Raw genomic sequence first — 15,518 nt, 5'->3', positions numbered from 1 at the left:
CCCCTGTGGGGGAAGACGATCGCGAAGCGATCCGTAGGGGGCAAGTGCGTCGTTAAGCGGAAACCAGCTCCGCCGCCCAGCTGGCCGCCAGCTCGCGGTTCTTCGGCAGGTCTTCTGGGAAGTCCATCTCGGCCCAGTCCAGGCCTTGGATCGAGGCCACGCGGACCACGTCGTGGTCCTGGGCGATCTGGTTGATGACGCTGAGGTACCAGCGCTTGAGGCCTTCGGGCGTGCGCATGATCTGCTGCACCACGCGGGTGAACAGGGCCGCGCCCTCGCTGTCGAAGCGCAGGAAGCCGATCGACTCGGCGTCATAGGCCTCGATGGTCTTGCCGATGGCGCGCAGGGCGTCGCCGTCGGTCAGCACCTTCATGTCGTCGGCGTCGTAGCCGGCGGCCTTGCGGTCGATGGTGACGGTGATCGGGGCCGACGGAGCGGCCATCAGACGCTCGGCGATGGCCGGCTCGAACAGGGTGTCGCCGTTCAGCAGCAGGAAGTCGCCGCGCATCTCCTCCTTGGCCAGCCAGCAGGTCGCGAGATTGTCGGTCAGGCTGTAGAACGGGTTGTAAAGGGTGCGCACCTTCATGCCCGGCAGGTCCAGGCCGGCGATCTCGGCCTCGACGGTCTCGGCGGCGAAGCCGGTCACCACCACCACCTCGGTGATCCCCGCCTGGCGCAGGTGGCGCAGCTGCCAGTGCAGCACGGTGCGGCCCGAAAGCTCGACAAGGCACTTGGGGCGCGTGTCGGTCAGGGGCGACAGACGCTTGCCCTGGCCGGCGCTGAGGATGATGGCTTTCTTCGGATGCGCCACGGCGACTCGATTCACTTCTGGCCGCACGCGTCGGCGTCTGATTCAGAACAGGAAACTACAGGATACAGCCGGCCCCATATAGGGCCAGCGATGTCGCGCCGCGAGAGGTGTGGCGGTTCAATCTTCTCGCCGCCTTATATTTCGACTATACGGGAAGTATGGAATCAAAGATCGCCGTCGCCAGCCTGTCCGCCCTGGCCCACGAGGGCCGGCTGGCGACGTTCCGCCTGCTGGTGAAGGCCGGAGCGGACGGTCTGGCGGCCGGCGAGATCGCCCGGCGGCTGGAAGTTCTGCCCAACACCCTGTCGACCCAGCTGCAGATCCTCGACCATGCCGGCCTGGCGCGGTCGCGCCGCGAGGGTCGGTCGATCATCTACACGGCCAACTACGAGGCCATGCAGGGCCTGCTGGGCTTCCTGCTGGAGGACTGCTGCGGCGGGTCGCCGGAAATCTGCGGGCCGCTGGGCGAGGTCCTCGACCGCGTCGCCTGCTGCCCGGCCGCCTGAGATGTCCCGCTTCTCTCTGTCGCGCCGACTGGCGTCCGAAGCGCTGGGGACCGCCCTGTTGCTGGCCGTGGTGGTCGGCTCCGGGATCATGGGCGAGCGCCTGTCGGACGGAAACGACGCCCTGGCCCTGCTGGGCAACACCCTGGCCACCGGCGCGGCGCTGGTCGTGCTGATCACCGTCTTCGGCCCGATCAGCGGCGCGCACTTCAATCCGCTGGTCACGGCGCTGGCGGCGTTTCGGCGCGAGATCCCGCCCGGCGCGGCGGCGCTCTACGGCCTTGCGCAGATCGTCGGCGCGGTGCTGGGCGTCTGGATCGCCCACGCCATGTTCGCCGAGCCGATCCTGCAGGTGTCGGCCAAGCTGCGCGACGGACCGGCCCAGGCCTTCGCCGAGGCCGTCGCGGCCTTCGGCCTGATCGCGACCATCCTGGGCGTCTCGCGGTTTCGGCCGGACGCCGTCGCCACGGCCGTCGGGCTCTACATCACCGCCGCCTACTGGTTCACCGCCTCGACCGCGTTCGCCAACCCGGCCGTCACCCTGGCGCGAAGCCTGACCGACAGTTTTGCCGGCATAGCGCCCGCTTCGATCTCCGGCTTCGTGCTGGGCCAGACCGTCGGCGCGGTCGTCGGGGCCCTTGTCTTCGCCTGGCTCCTGAAGGAGAAACCCGCCCCATGAGCACCGCCGATTTCCCCGTCACCATCTATCACAACCCCAACTGCGGCACGTCGCGCAACGTCGTGGCGGCTGTCCGCGAGGCCGGCTACGAACCCGCCGTCGTCGAATATCTGAAGGCCGGCTGGACCCGCGAGCAGCTGCTGGACCTGTCGGCCAGGAGCGGCCGGAGCCTGCGCGAGCTGATGCGCGAAAAGGGCTCGCCCGCCGAGGCGCTGGGCCTGCTGGAGCCCGACGCCAGCGAGGACGCGATCCTGGCGGCCATGGTCGAGCACCCGATCCTGGTCAACCGCCCGATCGTGGTCACGCCCAAGGGCGTCGCCCTCTGCCGTCCGTCCGAGACGGTGTTTGCCTTGCTGGACAAGGCTCCCGACAGTTTCACCAAGGAAGACGGCCAGGTGGTCTCCCCCCAGGACTGACCGCACACGGCCAAGCTTGATCCGCCCACGGATCGTGTGTCGCAAAACTGTCGTCGAACTGTGACAAAAGCCCGGTGACCCGGGTGCTTACTGCCGCCCGACGCCAACGGGAAACGACGCCATGAACAAGTTCCTTGGAGCCGCCGCCGCCATCGCGCTGCTGGCGGTCGCCGACAACGCCTACGCCGCCCGCGACTATGTCTGGGCCGCCGGCTCCTCGACCGTCTTCCCCTTCTCGACCCGCGTGGCCGAGAACTATTCGAAAAAGACCGGCAAGAAGTCGCCCAAGGTCGAGAGCCTCGGCACCGGCGGCGGCATCAAGATGTTCTGCGGCGGCACGGGCGAGAAGTATCCCGACATCGCCAACGCCTCGCGCCCGATGAAGAAGTCCGAGTTTGACGCCTGCAAGAAGGCCGGCGTGAAGGACATCGTCGAGATCAAGATCGGCTTCGACGGCATCGTCGTGGCGATGGACAAGAAGTCCCCCGACTTCAACTTCAAGCTCGAGCACCTGTATCTGGGCCTGGCCGACCAGAGCTTCCGCGGCGGCCAGCTGGTCAAGAACCCCTACAAGACCTGGGCCGAGGTCGGTCCCGGCCTGCCGAAGACCCGCATCCTGGCCTACGGCCCGCCGCCCACCTCCGGCACCCGCGACGCCTGGGTCGAACTGGCCATCGAGGGCGGCGCCGCCAAGCTGCCGACCCTGGCCAAGCTGAAGACCGACGACGAGAAGGCCTTCAAGGCCAAGGTCTCGCCGATGCGCACGGACGGCGCCTGGGTCGACGCCGGCGAGAACGACAACGCCATCGTCGGCACCATCGAAAAGACCCCCAACGCCCTGGGCGTGTTCGGCTATTCCTTCCTCGAAGAGAACGCCAACCGCATCAAGGCCGCCAGCATCAACGGCGTGAAGCCGACCGCCCAGGCCATCGCCAGCGGCCAGTACCCGCTGTCGCGCTCGCTCTACATCTACGTCAAGAAGAGCCAGGTCGGCGTGACCCCGGGCCTCAAGGAATTCGTCAACGAGTTCGTGTCCGACGCGGCCACCGGTCGTGGCGGCTACCTGCAGGGTCGCGGCCTGATCCCGCTGCCGCCCAAGCTGCACATGGACAACAAGGCCAAGGCCCAGAGCCTGCCGGCCATGCCCGCGCCCAAGTCGTAGCAAAAGACTGTCATCCCGGAAGCCTCGCAGAGGCTATCCGGGACCGCAGCAAGCTCCGCGCTTGTGGCGGTCCCCGCTCTCCGCTTCGCTGCGGCCGGGATGACAGGGATTTTGTGCTACGGAATGCTCGTGCAAATGCACCAAAGGGCTTGACCACGGCCCCGCCTTGCAGCCCCATGATCGGACAAGATCGCGGAGAGCCCCATGGCCGAACGTGTCGAAGAACGCCTGCGAGACCTGGAACGCCTGGTCGTCCGGCAGGCCGAGCGTATCGAAGAGCTCGAAGACCAGCTCAACGCCGTGATGCGGCTGGCTCGCCAAGCGGCGATGCGGCTGCACCCTCACGAGAGCGAAGCCGCCTAGACGCCCGTTAGCGTGACTTGGCGTCCCAGCCGGCCACCTGATAGCCATTCTCGCCCAGGCAACGGTCCATGACCGCCTTGTGGGCGTTGTCCTGCGCCATGCGTGCGGCGCGCGAACCGCCCTTGGCCTTGTCGTAGGGCACCTTCAGCGTCAGGCCGGTGTCGCCGGCCGAGAGTTCGCGCGCGGCCGGGCTGGCCGACGAGATCTTGAAGTCGCTGGTCCGGCCGGCCCGCACCTGATCGCGGCAACCGGCGAAGGTGGTGGCGAAGGCGCGCTCGTCCGAGGCCTTGGTCTGCAGGCGCGGCGTATAGGCTCCGCCGCCCATGGCGCAGGCGCCCAGGCTGGCGGCGCAGGTCAGGGTGACGCCCAGGGCGACGATCTTCGAGGTGGTCATGGCGAATGCTCCAGCGATCAGTGTTCGCCACAGCAGCGCCGGCCGGCCAGGAAGGTTCCGAAAGGCTTAGTTCGGGGTCGCGCGCGAGGTCATGCCGGCGGCGGCGGCGTCGTCGGCCATCTGGGCGTCGACCGGCGGGGTGTCGCGCGCCGGGGTCGAGCCGACGGGCGCGGCGGCGACGGGAGCGTCGGCCACCGGGGTCTCGACCTTGTGCGGCGCGGGGATCGTCGAGACCGGGGTGTTGACGGCCGCAGCGGCGGCGTCATCGGCGGCGGTGCGCACCTCGTCCGGCCCTTGGTCGTAGCCGCCGACGCCGGCGGTCAGGAACAGGATGGCTCCGAAGGTGGCCAGAACGCCTACGGCGAAGCCCAGCAGAATCCACCCGAACGGGTTGCCGCGACGTTCCGCGCTCATTCCGACTCCTTGGCCCTCGCGGGCTTACGATCCCTGCCAGCGTCGAACCGGGCCGACGTCGACGTGTACAAACTTGCTCTCGGGATAATAACCGACACCGCCCCGGTTTAGATCCAAGGCGGCGGCGCGGAGTCGATCCAGAGCGACATCCTCCAGATAGATGTCCATGGCCTTGCCGTCCATGTGCAGGCTGTGCTTGGCGACTTCGCCGCTGCGCTCGGACAGCAGCTTGTTGCTGGCGGGCGAGCGATAGCCGGAAATGATCTGGAACGCCGCCTTGGTCTCGGTCTTGGCGTGCAGGTCCGTCAGCATGTCGAACAGCTTGACGTTCATCGGGGCGACCTCGCCGGTGCGATGGTCGCGCAGAACCTTGTTGAGGGCGTCCAGGGCGTCGGGAACATAGGTCCCGTTTTCCCAGTACACGGCCTGCAACTTTTCGTCGGTGTGGAGGTTGTAGAGAGAGACCCACTTGGGCGCGGCATTGACCGCCAAGGCGGGCTGGATCGTCGCCACGGGAGCCGCCGCCGCGGCCGCCTGCGCGTCAAGAAGCGCGCCGATGGCGTCCTCTTGGGGCTGGACCTGAGCATGAGCCGAAGGCGCAACCGCCACGGCTCCAAATGCGCTCAGACCGAGCTGGAGAAGTCTCCGCCGTTCAATCACAACGCCATACCCCGACTAACACTGCCGGGAGGACACCCCAGCCTGACCCGAAGGTCAAGCGGAGCCGGTCAGGGCTGCGGCGATCCGCTGCACCAGGACGCGGTCCCAGCCATAGGGATCGTCGCGGAAATTGACCTGGCCGTCGGGCGTGACATAGGCCGTCCAGTACAGCAGGAAGACCGCGATCTGCTGCGGCAGCTGGGCCCGCACGGTCTTGCCGCTGGCGATGGTGTCGTCGATGGCCTGGGGCGTCCAGGTCGGGTCGCCCTCCATCACAGAACGGGCCAGATCGACCGGCTTCTCCAGGCGCACGCAGCCGTGACTGGCCAGGCGGCTGAAGCTGGCGAAGCGCGAGCGGCTGGGCGTGTCGTGCAGATAGACGCCGTAGGGATTGGCGAAATCGAACTTGATCAGCCCCAGGGCCGCCTTGGGCCCGGCCTTCTGCTGCAGGCGCGAGCCGCCGCCTTCCGTGGGAATGACGATGAAGTCGTTGCGGCGCAGATAGCCCGGGCTGGCCTTCTCTTTGGGCCACAGCTCCTTGGACGCGATCGAGGAGGGCACATTCCACGGCGGATTGAGCACGATGCTGTGGATGTTCGACGACAGCATCGGCGTCTCGTCGCCCGGACGGCCGGTGACGGCGCGCATGGTCAGGGTCGGGGCGTCGCGGTGGAACACCGACAGCACGGCGGCGGCGATGTTGACCTGGATGCGGTCGGCCGGAAGCGTCTGCGGCAACCACCGCCAGCGCTCCATGTTGGCCACGATCTGGTCCAGGCGCAGCTGCACCGGGGTGTTCAGCGCATCGACCGTCTTCTTGTCGAGCACGCCGTTGGGATTGAGGCCGAAGCGCTTCTGGGCCCGCATCAGGGCCTGGGTCAGGGCTTCGTCGAACAACGCCACGCCGTCGACGGCGATGGTCGGGTCCTCGGCGGCCAGGCGGGCCTCCAGGGCGATGACGCGCGGATCGGTCGAGCCCTGCTTCAGGTCCGGGCCGGCCGGCAGCATCGCCCAGCCGCCGCGGGCGGCGATGTCACGATAGGTCACCAGGCCCCGGCGCAGGGTCTGGTAGCCGGTATAGGGCGGCGGCAGGGTGTCCAGCCACGGCGCCAGGCGGTCCTGGGCCACGGCGTTGAGGAACTCGCCGCTCGGGTCATAGGCGGCCGGACGCAGGCCCCAGTCGCCCAGGAAGCTGGCCGTCGGCAGGCGGCCCGAGCGCACGGCCTTGGCGTAGGCCAGGGTCTGGGCGATCAGCTGGTTCTGGCCGGCCTGGCGCGAGCCGGCGTCGCGCGAGCGCAGCAGGGCGATGGCCTGGTCGGGCGAAAAGGCGCCCGTCTCGAAGCCGTGGCTGGGCGCGTCGGTCAGCACCCGCTGCAGCACGTCGATCTGGTCGCTGCGCAGAGTCACGGCATAGGGATTGAGCTGCGGCGCATAGGTCGGGGCCGTATAGACCTGCGGCGCGGCGGCCTGCACGGGCCGGGCGCCGGCCAGGGCGGGCCTTTGGGACTGAGCGTGGGCGGCTGCGCCGGCCAGGAGCCAGAGCGCGGCTCCGATCAAAGCGCCAGATCGTCTCGAAAGCCCGCTCACGTCCGGTGAATCTCGCTGTCCGCGCGCGGGCCTGTCCGCGCCGCCCCAGATGGCCGGTCGCGGCCCTCGCCGTCAACGCGTGTATCGCGGAAGGCGAAAGACAGGGACCAAAGCCGGGTTCTTTTCAGGCGTCAGGAACCGGGAAGCCACACCGGCGGTTCTGACAAGCGTCGGGGGGCCGACAGTCCGTCCCGACCGTCCCTGGAGTTCCCTTGCCCCAAAACCTCGACCTGTTCCCGATCGGCAACTGCGCCGTCAGCGCCCTCATCGACCGCGCCGGCCGCTTCGTCTGGGCCTGCGCCCCGCGCGTCGATTCCGATCCGGTGTTCAGCGCCCTGCTCGACAATGTCGATCCGGCCGGGCCCGAGGCCAAGGGCGTGTGGGATGTCGAGGTCGACGGCGCCGTGTCGGTCGATCAGGCCTATCTGCGCAACACCCCGATCCTGCGCACCGAAATCACCGACGCCGACGGCGCGCGCCTCGAGATCATCGACTTCGCGCCGCGCTACATGCAATTCGGCCGCATCTTCCGCCCGACCGCCTTCATCCGCCTGATCCGCCCCCTGGCCGGCACGGCCCGCGTCACTCTGCGCCTGCGCCCGACCGCCGCCTGGGGCGCGCGCCGGGCCGAGCACACCTCGGGCTCCAACCACATCCGCTATCTGTGCTCCGACCTGACGATGCGCCTGACCACCGACTGCCCGGTCTCGCACATCCTGGAGGAGCGCACGTTCCGCCTGGAGCAGCCGATCGCCCTGTTCCTCGGCCCCGACGAAGGCTTCGACGCCGACATCGGCTCGACCTGCGAGCGTATGCTGCGCGAGACCACCGCCTACTGGATGACCTGGGTGCGGGGCCTGGCCGTGCCGCTGGACTGGCAATCGGCGGTGATCCGCGCGGCCATCACCCTGAAGCTGTGCGTGCACGAGGAGACCGGCGCGATCGTCGCGGCCCTGACCACCTCTATCCCCGAGCATTCCGACAGCGGCCGCAACTGGGACTATCGCTACTGCTGGATGCGCGACGCCTATTACGTGGTCCAGGCCCTGAACCGGCTGGGCGCGGTGGATATCCTGGAGAACTATCTGGGCTATCTGCGCAACATCGTCGACCGGGCGGCCGGCGGCCACATCCAGCCGCTGTTCGGCGTGGGCTTCGAGCCGCAGCTGACCGAACGCTTCGCCCCCGACCTGCCCGGCTATCGCGGCATGGGTCCGGTGCGCATCGGCAACCAGGCGTTCGAGCACCAGCAGCACGACGTCTATGGCCAGATCATCCTGTCGGCCACCCAGGCCTTCTTCGACGAGCGCCTGCTGCGCCAGGCCACCGTCGCCGACTTCGAGGCCCTGGAGCCGGTGGGCGAGCGGGCCTTCAAGCTGCATGACCAGCCCGACGCCAGCCTGTGGGAGTTTCGCGGTCGGGCCAATGTCCACACCTATTCGGCGGTGATGTGCTGGGCCGCCTGCGACCGGTTGGGCAACGCCGCCGAGAAGCTGGGCCTGGCCGAAAAGGCGGCCTTCTGGAACGGCCGCGCCGCCCAGGTGCGCGCCACCATCGACGAGGCCGCCTGGAACCCCGAGCTGGGCCGGTTCGCGGCCACCTTCGGCGGCGACGAGCTGGACGCCAGCCTGTTGCAACTGGTCGACCTGCGCTTCACCAGCGCCAAGGATCCCCGCAACGTCGCCACCGTGGCGGCGGTCGAGGCCGGGCTGCGCAAGGGCTCCTACCTGCTGCGCTACGCCATTCCCGACGACTTCGGCGAGCCCAAGACCGCCTTCAACATCTGCACCTTCTGGCTGATCGAGGCCATGCACCTGGCCGGCCGCACCGACGAGGCCCGCGCCCTGTTCGAGGACATGCTGGCGCGCCGCACCGCTGCGGGCCTGCTGTCGGAGGACATCGGCTTCACCGACGGCGAGCTATGGGGCAACTACCCGCAGACCTACTCCCTGGTCGGACTGATCAATTGCGCCGTGCTTTTGAGCAGGCCCTGGACCTCGGTGCGCTGACGCGAAAAAGCCCGGATCGAAACTTCGCCGCGTGCGTTTGAGCGGCATGTATCGATTTGAAGAGGGGCGTCTGGTGATGACCACGACCGGGTCAAGCGCGAGACAAACGCCCGCCGACCTGCCGCCCCCGCCGTCCTTCCCCCCGGCCTCGGCGGCTCTGTTTCTCGACCTCGACGGCACCCTGGCGCCGATCATGGCCCGCCCCGAGCAGGTGGGACCTGATCGCCGCCGCGCGGTGCTGCTCAAGCGCCTGAACACGACCCTGAACGGCCGGCTGGCGGTGGTCAGCGGCCGGGCGCTGGACGACCTGGACCGCATCCTGGAACGCGGCGTGACCCCAATCGCCGCCGTGCACGGCCTGGTGCGCCGCGACGCCGCGGGCGAGGTGGTGACCTCCCCCGCCGCCCCCGGGATGGCCGACGCGCGCCAGCTGCTGCGCGACTTCGCCCGCTGCGACAAGGGCCTGCAATTCGAGGACAAGCTGGTCAGCGTCGCCCTGCACTATCGCAACGCCCCCCAGGCCGCCGAGGCGGTCATCGAAGCCGCCGAGCGCATCGCCGGCGCCACCGGCCTGACCCTGCAACTGGGCGACATGGTCGTCGAGCTGCGCACCCCCGGCCAGGACAAGGGCCAGTCGGTCGCGGCCTTCCTGCGCGAACGGCCCTTCACCGGCGCGACCCCGATCTTCGTGGGCGACGACCTGACCGACGAGGACGGCTTCGCCGCCGCCGCCCGGCTGGGCGGCTATGGCGTGCTGGTGGGTCCGATGCGGCCGACCGCGGCCTCGTACCGCCTGCCGAGCACGGAGGCCGTCACCGCGTGGCTGGAGAGCGTCGTGACGCTGACGCCCGCATGAGCCGGCTGATCGTCGTCTCCAACCGGGTCAACCCGCCGCCCAGCCGCGACGAAGGCGGCGAAGGCGAAGGCAGCGTCGGGGGCCTGGCCATGGCCCTGGCCGCGGCCCTGCGCGAATATTCCGGCATCTGGTTCGGCTGGAGCGGCAAGACCACTGACAAGTTCACCGGCCAGCTGTCGATGCAGCGCGTCGACGGCGTCACCACCGCCACGGTCGACCTCGAAGAGGGCGACTACCAGGAATATTACAACGGCTACGCCAATAAGACGCTGTGGCCGCTGTTTCACTACCGCGTCGACCTGACCGCCTACGACCGCTCGTTCGGCGAGGGCTACAACCGGGTCAACAAGCGCTTCGCCGAGACCCTGCTGCCGCTGATCGAGCCCGACGACGTCATCTGGGTGCACGACTACCACCTGATCCCGATGGCGCGGGAGCTGCGGCGGATGGGCGTGACCAACCGCATCGGCTTCTTCCTGCACATCCCCTGGCCGGCCCATCAGCTGGTGGTCACCCTGCCCCGCCACCGCCCCCTGGTGGAGGCGATGTTCGACTACGACCTGATCGGCTTCCAGACCGAGGAATCGCTGCACGCCTTCGAGGGCTATGTGCTCTCGGAAGTGGACGGCAGCCGCAACAAGTCCGGCGAGCTGCAGGCCTTCGGCAAGTCGGTGCGCGCCGCCGCCTTCCCGATCGGCATCGACGCCGAGGACTTCGCCCGCATCGTCGACGGCCCTCGGGCCCGCAAGGTCTATGATCGGATGGCCGCCCACGGCGTCTTCCGCAAGACCGTGGTCGGGGTCGACCGCCTCGACTATTCCAAGGGCCTGGAAGAGCGTTTGATCGGCTTCGAGCGCTTCCTGCACGACAATCCCGACATGCGCCGCGAGGTCATGCTGCTGCAGATCGCGCCGCTGTCGCGCGACGAGGTCGAGGCCTACCAGGACCTGCGCTCGCGGCTGGACGGCCTGATCGGCCGCATCAACGGCGCCTATGCCGAGATGGACTTCACGCCGATCCGCTACGTCAACAAGTCCTACCGCCGCGACGAACTGGCCGGCATCTATCGCGCCTCCAAGGTCGGGCTGGTCACGCCCCTGCGCGACGGCATGAACCTGGTGGCCAAGGAATATGTCGCCTCGCAGGACCCCGAGGATCCCGGCGTGCTGATCCTGTCGCGCTTCGCCGGCGCGGCGCGGCAGCTGTCCAACGCCCTGATCGTGAACCCCAACAGCCCGGAGGAAATCTCCGACGCGCTGAGCCGGGCCCTGGCCATGGACCTGCCCGAACGCAAGCGCCGCTGGGAAGCGCTCTACGACAACGTCCGGCGCAAGGACGTCACCGCCTGGCGCGACGATTTCGTCGGCGCGCTCACGGCCTCGCTGGAAGAGATCGAACCGGTCGAGCCGCCGCCGTCGCTGCGAGACGTCGTCGCGCCGACGGACCTGCCGCGCCTCGAGATGCGCGCGGGCAACCAGGCCTAGCTGTTCTCCTCGCCATCCATTTCGGGATGCCCCGGGCCGCGTGGAGAATCCGCCAGACATCCATGTGGTCTTCTCTGGGAATATAGAAGACCACATAGGGGTAGTCGGCGCAGGGGCCAGCTTTTCAGACCCGGCAGGTCGAGCTCGTGGGCGTAGCGGCTCGATCCGGCGCCCGAACATATTCGCTGCTGGTCCCATAGCCTCGGCCCGCGACCTGCTCGTCGACGAAGGCCTTCAGCGCTTCGGGCAGCGATATGTTCATCGTCGTCATGCGGGCAGAATGGCGTCTTGGCAAAAATTGGCAGGCAGCCGCAAGACTCGAGAGATCGCTACGGCTCGCTGGGCAGCGAGATCCGCGCATAGATCACCACCGGCCACTTGACCGGCTCGAGCACCGGCTTGGGCGGCCCCTCCGGCTGGGCCGACCAGGCGCCGACGGCGGCGGTCAGGCTCATGGCCGTGACGAGGGCCCCGCCCAGGGCCGTGCGGCGCAGGGTGGGCTGGGGCCGGGTCAGCATGGTCACCCGCTCTTCCAGCGGATGCGGCGCGGGGGCCGGCCAGTGGCAGCCCAGCGGCAGGGCGCGGGCGCCCAGCTGGGTCTTCAGCAGGGTGCGGGCATAGAGGCCACGCTCGCGCGACAGCCGGCCCATCACCTTGGCGTCGCAGGCCAGCTCCTGGTCCAGCCGCGCCTCGCGGACGGCCAGGTGGATCAGCGGATTGAACCAGCCCAGGCACTGGATCACGGCCATCAGGGCGTTGGCGCGCGGGTCCAGCCGTTCGATATGGGCCCGCTCATGGGCGCGGATCACGGCGCGCTCGGCTTCGGTGAAACGGGTCTGGTAGTCGTCGGGCACCACCATGCGCGGGCTCAGAACGCCGACCACGGCCGGACCGGCCACACCGGCCCGCGCCTTGCTCAGGAACCGCGCCTGCCCCCAGATCAGCAGACCCAGGGCGATGACCGCTCCGGCGATCCACACTCCGCCCAGCACGACAGCGTGGTCGCCCGACAGGATGAACCGCTGCGCGGCGGCCGCGCCCGGCTGAGCGGCCCTGGCCGGCAGCAGGGCTGCGAAGCCGGCGGCCAGCGGCGCCAGCCACAGCAGATAGGCGATCTCGGCCCCGAACAGGGCCCGCACCGGCCGGCGCAGGATCAGCACCAGCAGGATCGCCAGGCCGGCGGCCAGGTTGCAGAACGCCCAGTGGCTCAGGACGTCGCGGGCGAGGACTTCAGTCGCCATTTTCCAGCTCGTCGATCAGACGCTTCAGGCGCGCGATCTCCTCGGCCTTCAGCGCGCGGTGCTGAGCGAAGTGGCTGATCATCGGGGCCAGCTGCCCCTCGAACAGGCGGTCCAGCAGGCCTTGGCTCTCGGCCTGGACATAGGCGCTGCGGGCGATCAGAGGGCGATAGCCGTGCTTGCCCTCCGAGCGCTCGGACTTGATCGCCTTCTTCTTCAGCAGGCGATTGATCAGCGTCTTGACGGTGGCTTCGCCCCAGGACTGGCCGGTCCCGACCTCGGCGACCAGCTCGTCGGCGGTCAGCGGCTCGCGCCGCCAAAGCGCTTCCATCACGTGACTTTCGGCCGAGGTGATATGCATGGCTCATTACATCCGTAATACAGCCTGACGCTATACCCGTCCGCCGTCCTGTCAAGCGATCGCCGGCGCCTCGCAGCCGCGAGCCACGGCCATAAGCAACGCTTCGGGATCTATGGGCTTGGCGACCACCTCCTGGAACAGCCCGTCGTGCAGATCGACCTCGCGATCGGCCGAAAACGCGAGAATCGGCGAGGTCACGCCCAGACCGCCGGCGGCGCGGATTCGCCGGGCTGCGTCGACGCCGTCCATGCCCGGCATGCGCAGGTCCATCAGCACCAGGTCGAAGTCCCCTCGCCCGGCCATGTCGACGCCTTCCAGCCCGTCCCGGGCCTCCTCGACCCGCGCGCCGAAGGTCGACAGGATCGAGCGGACCAGCACGCGGTTGGCCGGATTGTCGTCGACCACCAGCACTCGCCGACCGGACACCCGGGCCAGGCCCTGTTCCACCGACGCGGGCTCGGCTTCGGCGACGGCCGGCGCCGACAGCACGAACCAGAAGCGCGAGCCTTCGCCCAGATGGCTCTCGACCCCGATCTCACCGCCCATCGCCTCGACCAGCCCCTTGCAGATCGCCAGGCCCAGGCCCGTGCCCGGCTGCGAGCCCGAATGGCCGCCGTCGATCTGCGAGAACCGCTGGAACAGCCGCATCAGCCGCTCGGTGGGCACGCCGGGACCGGTGTCGGACACCGAAAACTCCAGCAGGTCGCCCTCGCCGGCCCGCCGCAGGCTCAGGCACACCCCGCCCTCGTCGGTGAACTTCACGGCGTTGCCGACTAGGTTCAGCAGGATCTGACGGATGCGCTCAGGATCCACCAGCGCCAGAGCCGGGACGTCGTCGTCGACCTCCAGCTCCAGCCCGATGCGCTTTTCGTCGGCCTGCACCCTCAGCAGCGCGATCGTCTCACCGGCCACGTCCTGGACGCAGGCCGGGCGCGGCCGGATCTCGACCTGGCCGGCCTCAAGCTTGGAGAAGTCCAGGATGTCGTTGATCGTATAGAGCAGCGCCCCGCCGGCGCTCAGCACCCGCCCGATGTGCAGCCGGGTCTCGGCCGGCAGGTCGGGCTGGTTTTCGATCAGGCGCGAGAAGCCCAGCACCGCCGTCAGCGGCGTGCGCAGCTCATGGGTCATGTTGGCCAGGAACTCGGCCTTGACCCGCGCCGCCGACTCCGCGGCCCGCCGCGCCTCGCGCAACTCGGCCTCCTGGTGGTGACGGGTGGTGACGTCGCGGATCACGTCGGTGACCCCCGTCAGCACGCCCGTCAGCGCATCGAAGGCGGCCACGGGACGGGCCTCCAGCCAGATCTCGCGCCCGTCGGCGTGCAGGGCCCGGAACTCGACCCGCACGGCCGGCGCCAACGGCCCCTCCGCCAGCTGGCGCTCGATGGCCGCCTTCAGCGGACCGACATGGTCGGGATGGGCGAAATCCAGGATCGACCGGCCGATCAGGCTCTCGGCGCTCCAGCCGATCCGCTGACGCGCCGAGGGCGACACATAGGTCAACCGCCCCTCGACATCGGCGTGGACGATCAGGTCGCGGGCGTTGTCGGCCAGCAGGCGATAGCGCGCCTCGCTGTCGGCCAGCACCTGGCTCGTCAGCCTCGCCTCGGTCACGTCCCGCGCCGCACCGACCAGGGCCACCACCTCGCCAGCCTCGTTCAGCTCGACCGCCGTGCTGGCTTCCAGGTAGCGGAGCGCGCCGTCGGTCCGCCAGATCCGGAAGACGATGCTCTCCGTGCCAGCGCGGCGCTCTATGCCCTGGCGCATGTGTCGGCCGACCCGGTCGCGATCCTCCGCATGGATCATCGACGCCACTAGGTCCGACTGAGGCGCGACCCCGCGCGGCACGCCATGGATGTCGCACATCAGCGGCGACCACAGGCTTTCATTGGTGGCGATGTCATAGCGCCAGTGCCCCAGGCCGCCCATGGCCTCGGCCATCTCGGCGCGCCGGGCCTTCTCCTCGGCCGCCTCCTTGGCCTTCGACAGCGCCGCGAGGGTCTCGGCCCGCTCCTCGATCAGCACCTGCCGGTGATGATAGGCCAGCCGCTTGCCCAGGGCCGCGCCCAGGGTGTCGGCCATCAGGGTCAGGGCCTCGATGTCGTCGGTGTCGAAGGCCTCGGCGTGCGCGGCGAAGGCCTTGAGCGCGCCGACGGGGAGGTCCTCCTCGAACAGCGGCGCACAGATCATCGACCGGATGCCCACCGCCCGGCAGGCCTCGCGGTCAACGCGCGGATCCAGCTCGGTGTCGACGCAGCTGAGCACCTCGTGGCGCTCGACGCACAGGCCCGACAGGCTGCCCGACCGCGCCAGCCGCAGCCCCCGGTGCGCGGCGTGCTCCCGGTCCGTCGCGCGATAGACCATCTCGCCGTCCTCGACGAGTTCGACCACCACGCCGCCCGCGCCGATCAGCTCTTTCAGCTGATCAACCACCGTCTGCATGAAATCGTCGAGATCGAAGTTGGCCTTGGCCAGGCGAGACTGGATTTCACATATGCGCAAGAGTTGCCGTTGCCGGCGTTCTAGATAAGCGATCCTGTCACCATCGACGCTTACCAAGAGTTGTATTCCTGCTGTTTTTCAG

The 15,518-nt window shown here is 69.0% G+C and carries 16 protein-coding genes; 8 read left to right on the top strand and 8 right to left on the bottom strand.

The window, feature by feature from the left end:
• Positions 1 to 52: 52 nt before the first annotated feature.
• Complete coding sequence (locus tag AC1RUS_RS23245) at positions 53 to 811, bottom strand: phosphocholine cytidylyltransferase family protein (protein WP_492918994.1); 759 nt, start codon at positions 809 to 811, stop codon at positions 53 to 55.
• A 158-nt stretch (positions 812 to 969) separates the two neighbouring features.
• Here AC1RUS_RS23245 and AC1RUS_RS23240 point away from each other — a divergent pair, with 158 nt between their 5' ends.
• The 5 genes from AC1RUS_RS23240 (at position 970) to AC1RUS_RS23220 (ending at position 3,934) form a co-directional block, all read left to right on the top strand.
• A complete protein-coding gene (locus AC1RUS_RS23240; protein ID WP_492918993.1) occupies positions 970 to 1,317 on the top strand; it encodes an ArsR/SmtB family transcription factor in 348 nt (115 codons plus the stop codon).
• A gap of 1 nt (position 1,318) precedes the next feature.
• Positions 1,319 to 1,993 (top strand): aquaporin, encoded by a 675-nt coding sequence (locus AC1RUS_RS23235; protein ID WP_492918992.1) that lies wholly within the window; start codon positions 1,319 to 1,321, stop codon positions 1,991 to 1,993.
• Complete coding sequence (gene arsC, locus AC1RUS_RS23230; RefSeq protein WP_492918991.1) at positions 1,990 to 2,409, top strand: arsenate reductase (glutaredoxin); 420 nt, start codon at positions 1,990 to 1,992, stop codon at positions 2,407 to 2,409. Before AC1RUS_RS23235 ends, arsC begins: the two co-directional genes overlap by 4 nt.
• 121 nt (positions 2,410 to 2,530) lie before the next feature.
• Complete coding sequence (locus tag AC1RUS_RS23225; RefSeq protein WP_492918990.1) at positions 2,531 to 3,571, top strand: substrate-binding domain-containing protein; 1,041 nt, start codon at positions 2,531 to 2,533, stop codon at positions 3,569 to 3,571.
• A 204-nt stretch (positions 3,572 to 3,775) separates the two neighbouring features.
• Positions 3,776 to 3,934: a hypothetical protein gene (locus tag AC1RUS_RS23220; protein WP_492918989.1), complete on the top strand. Its 159-nt coding sequence runs from the start codon at positions 3,776 to 3,778 to the stop codon at positions 3,932 to 3,934.
• Between the two features lie 7 nt (positions 3,935 to 3,941).
• On the opposite strand, the gene AC1RUS_RS23215 is transcribed toward AC1RUS_RS23220, so the two are convergent.
• The 4 genes from AC1RUS_RS23215 to AC1RUS_RS23200 all read right to left on the bottom strand — a co-directional run bounded on the left by AC1RUS_RS23215 (position 3,942) and on the right by AC1RUS_RS23200 (position 6,959).
• Complete coding sequence (locus AC1RUS_RS23215) at positions 3,942 to 4,328, bottom strand: hypothetical protein (protein ID WP_492918988.1); 387 nt, start codon at positions 4,326 to 4,328, stop codon at positions 3,942 to 3,944.
• 66 nt (positions 4,329 to 4,394) lie between these two features.
• On the bottom strand, positions 4,395 to 4,742 hold the full coding sequence (locus AC1RUS_RS23210; RefSeq protein ID WP_492918987.1) for a hypothetical protein: 348 nt from the start codon (positions 4,740 to 4,742) through the stop codon (positions 4,395 to 4,397).
• A gap of 24 nt (positions 4,743 to 4,766) precedes the next feature.
• Positions 4,767 to 5,351: a peptidoglycan L,D-endopeptidase MepK gene (gene mepK, locus AC1RUS_RS23205; protein WP_492918986.1), complete on the bottom strand. Its 585-nt coding sequence runs from the start codon at positions 5,349 to 5,351 to the stop codon at positions 4,767 to 4,769.
• Between the two features lie 105 nt (positions 5,352 to 5,456).
• Positions 5,457 to 6,959, bottom strand: coding sequence for a L,D-transpeptidase family protein (locus AC1RUS_RS23200; RefSeq protein ID WP_492918985.1), 1,503 nt, complete (start codon positions 6,957 to 6,959; stop codon positions 5,457 to 5,459).
• A gap of 242 nt (positions 6,960 to 7,201) precedes the next feature.
• Between AC1RUS_RS23200 and AC1RUS_RS23195 the strand changes: the two genes are divergently transcribed.
• The 3 genes from AC1RUS_RS23195 (at position 7,202) to AC1RUS_RS23185 (ending at position 11,338) form a co-directional block, all read left to right on the top strand.
• Positions 7,202 to 8,998, top strand: coding sequence for a glycoside hydrolase family 15 protein (locus AC1RUS_RS23195; protein WP_492918984.1), 1,797 nt, complete (start codon positions 7,202 to 7,204; stop codon positions 8,996 to 8,998).
• A gap of 76 nt (positions 8,999 to 9,074) precedes the next feature.
• On the top strand, positions 9,075 to 9,854 hold the full coding sequence (otsB, locus tag AC1RUS_RS23190; protein WP_492919031.1) for a trehalose-phosphatase: 780 nt from the start codon (positions 9,075 to 9,077) through the stop codon (positions 9,852 to 9,854).
• Complete coding sequence (locus tag AC1RUS_RS23185) at positions 9,851 to 11,338, top strand: alpha,alpha-trehalose-phosphate synthase (UDP-forming) (RefSeq protein WP_492918983.1); 1,488 nt, start codon at positions 9,851 to 9,853, stop codon at positions 11,336 to 11,338. Before otsB ends, AC1RUS_RS23185 begins: the two co-directional genes overlap by 4 nt.
• Before the next feature lie 329 nt (positions 11,339 to 11,667).
• Here the strand turns inward: AC1RUS_RS23185 and AC1RUS_RS23180 are convergent, their stop codons facing one another.
• Genes AC1RUS_RS23180 through AC1RUS_RS23170 form a run of 3 tightly spaced genes read right to left on the bottom strand, consistent with a single transcriptional unit; the run spans position 11,668 to position 15,436 of the window.
• Positions 11,668 to 12,579 carry a M56 family metallopeptidase gene (locus tag AC1RUS_RS23180; protein ID WP_492918982.1) on the bottom strand — a complete coding sequence of 304 codons (912 nt, stop codon included), beginning with the start codon at positions 12,577 to 12,579 and terminating at the stop codon, positions 11,668 to 11,670.
• A complete protein-coding gene (locus tag AC1RUS_RS23175) occupies positions 12,569 to 12,937 on the bottom strand; it encodes a BlaI/MecI/CopY family transcriptional regulator (protein ID WP_492918981.1) in 369 nt (122 codons plus the stop codon). The genes AC1RUS_RS23180 and AC1RUS_RS23175 overlap by 11 nt, the downstream gene beginning before the upstream one ends.
• A gap of 51 nt (positions 12,938 to 12,988) precedes the next feature.
• Positions 12,989 to 15,436 carry a PAS domain S-box protein gene (locus tag AC1RUS_RS23170; protein WP_492918980.1) on the bottom strand — a complete coding sequence of 816 codons (2,448 nt, stop codon included), beginning with the start codon at positions 15,434 to 15,436 and terminating at the stop codon, positions 12,989 to 12,991.
• Between the last annotated feature and the right edge of the window lie 82 nt (positions 15,437 to 15,518).

Source organism: Caulobacter sp. GW821-FHT10F06 (genome assembly GCF_058809215.1).
Note: the sequence above shows the minus strand (reverse complement) of the source record. Positions and strands in the feature narration are given on the sequence as shown.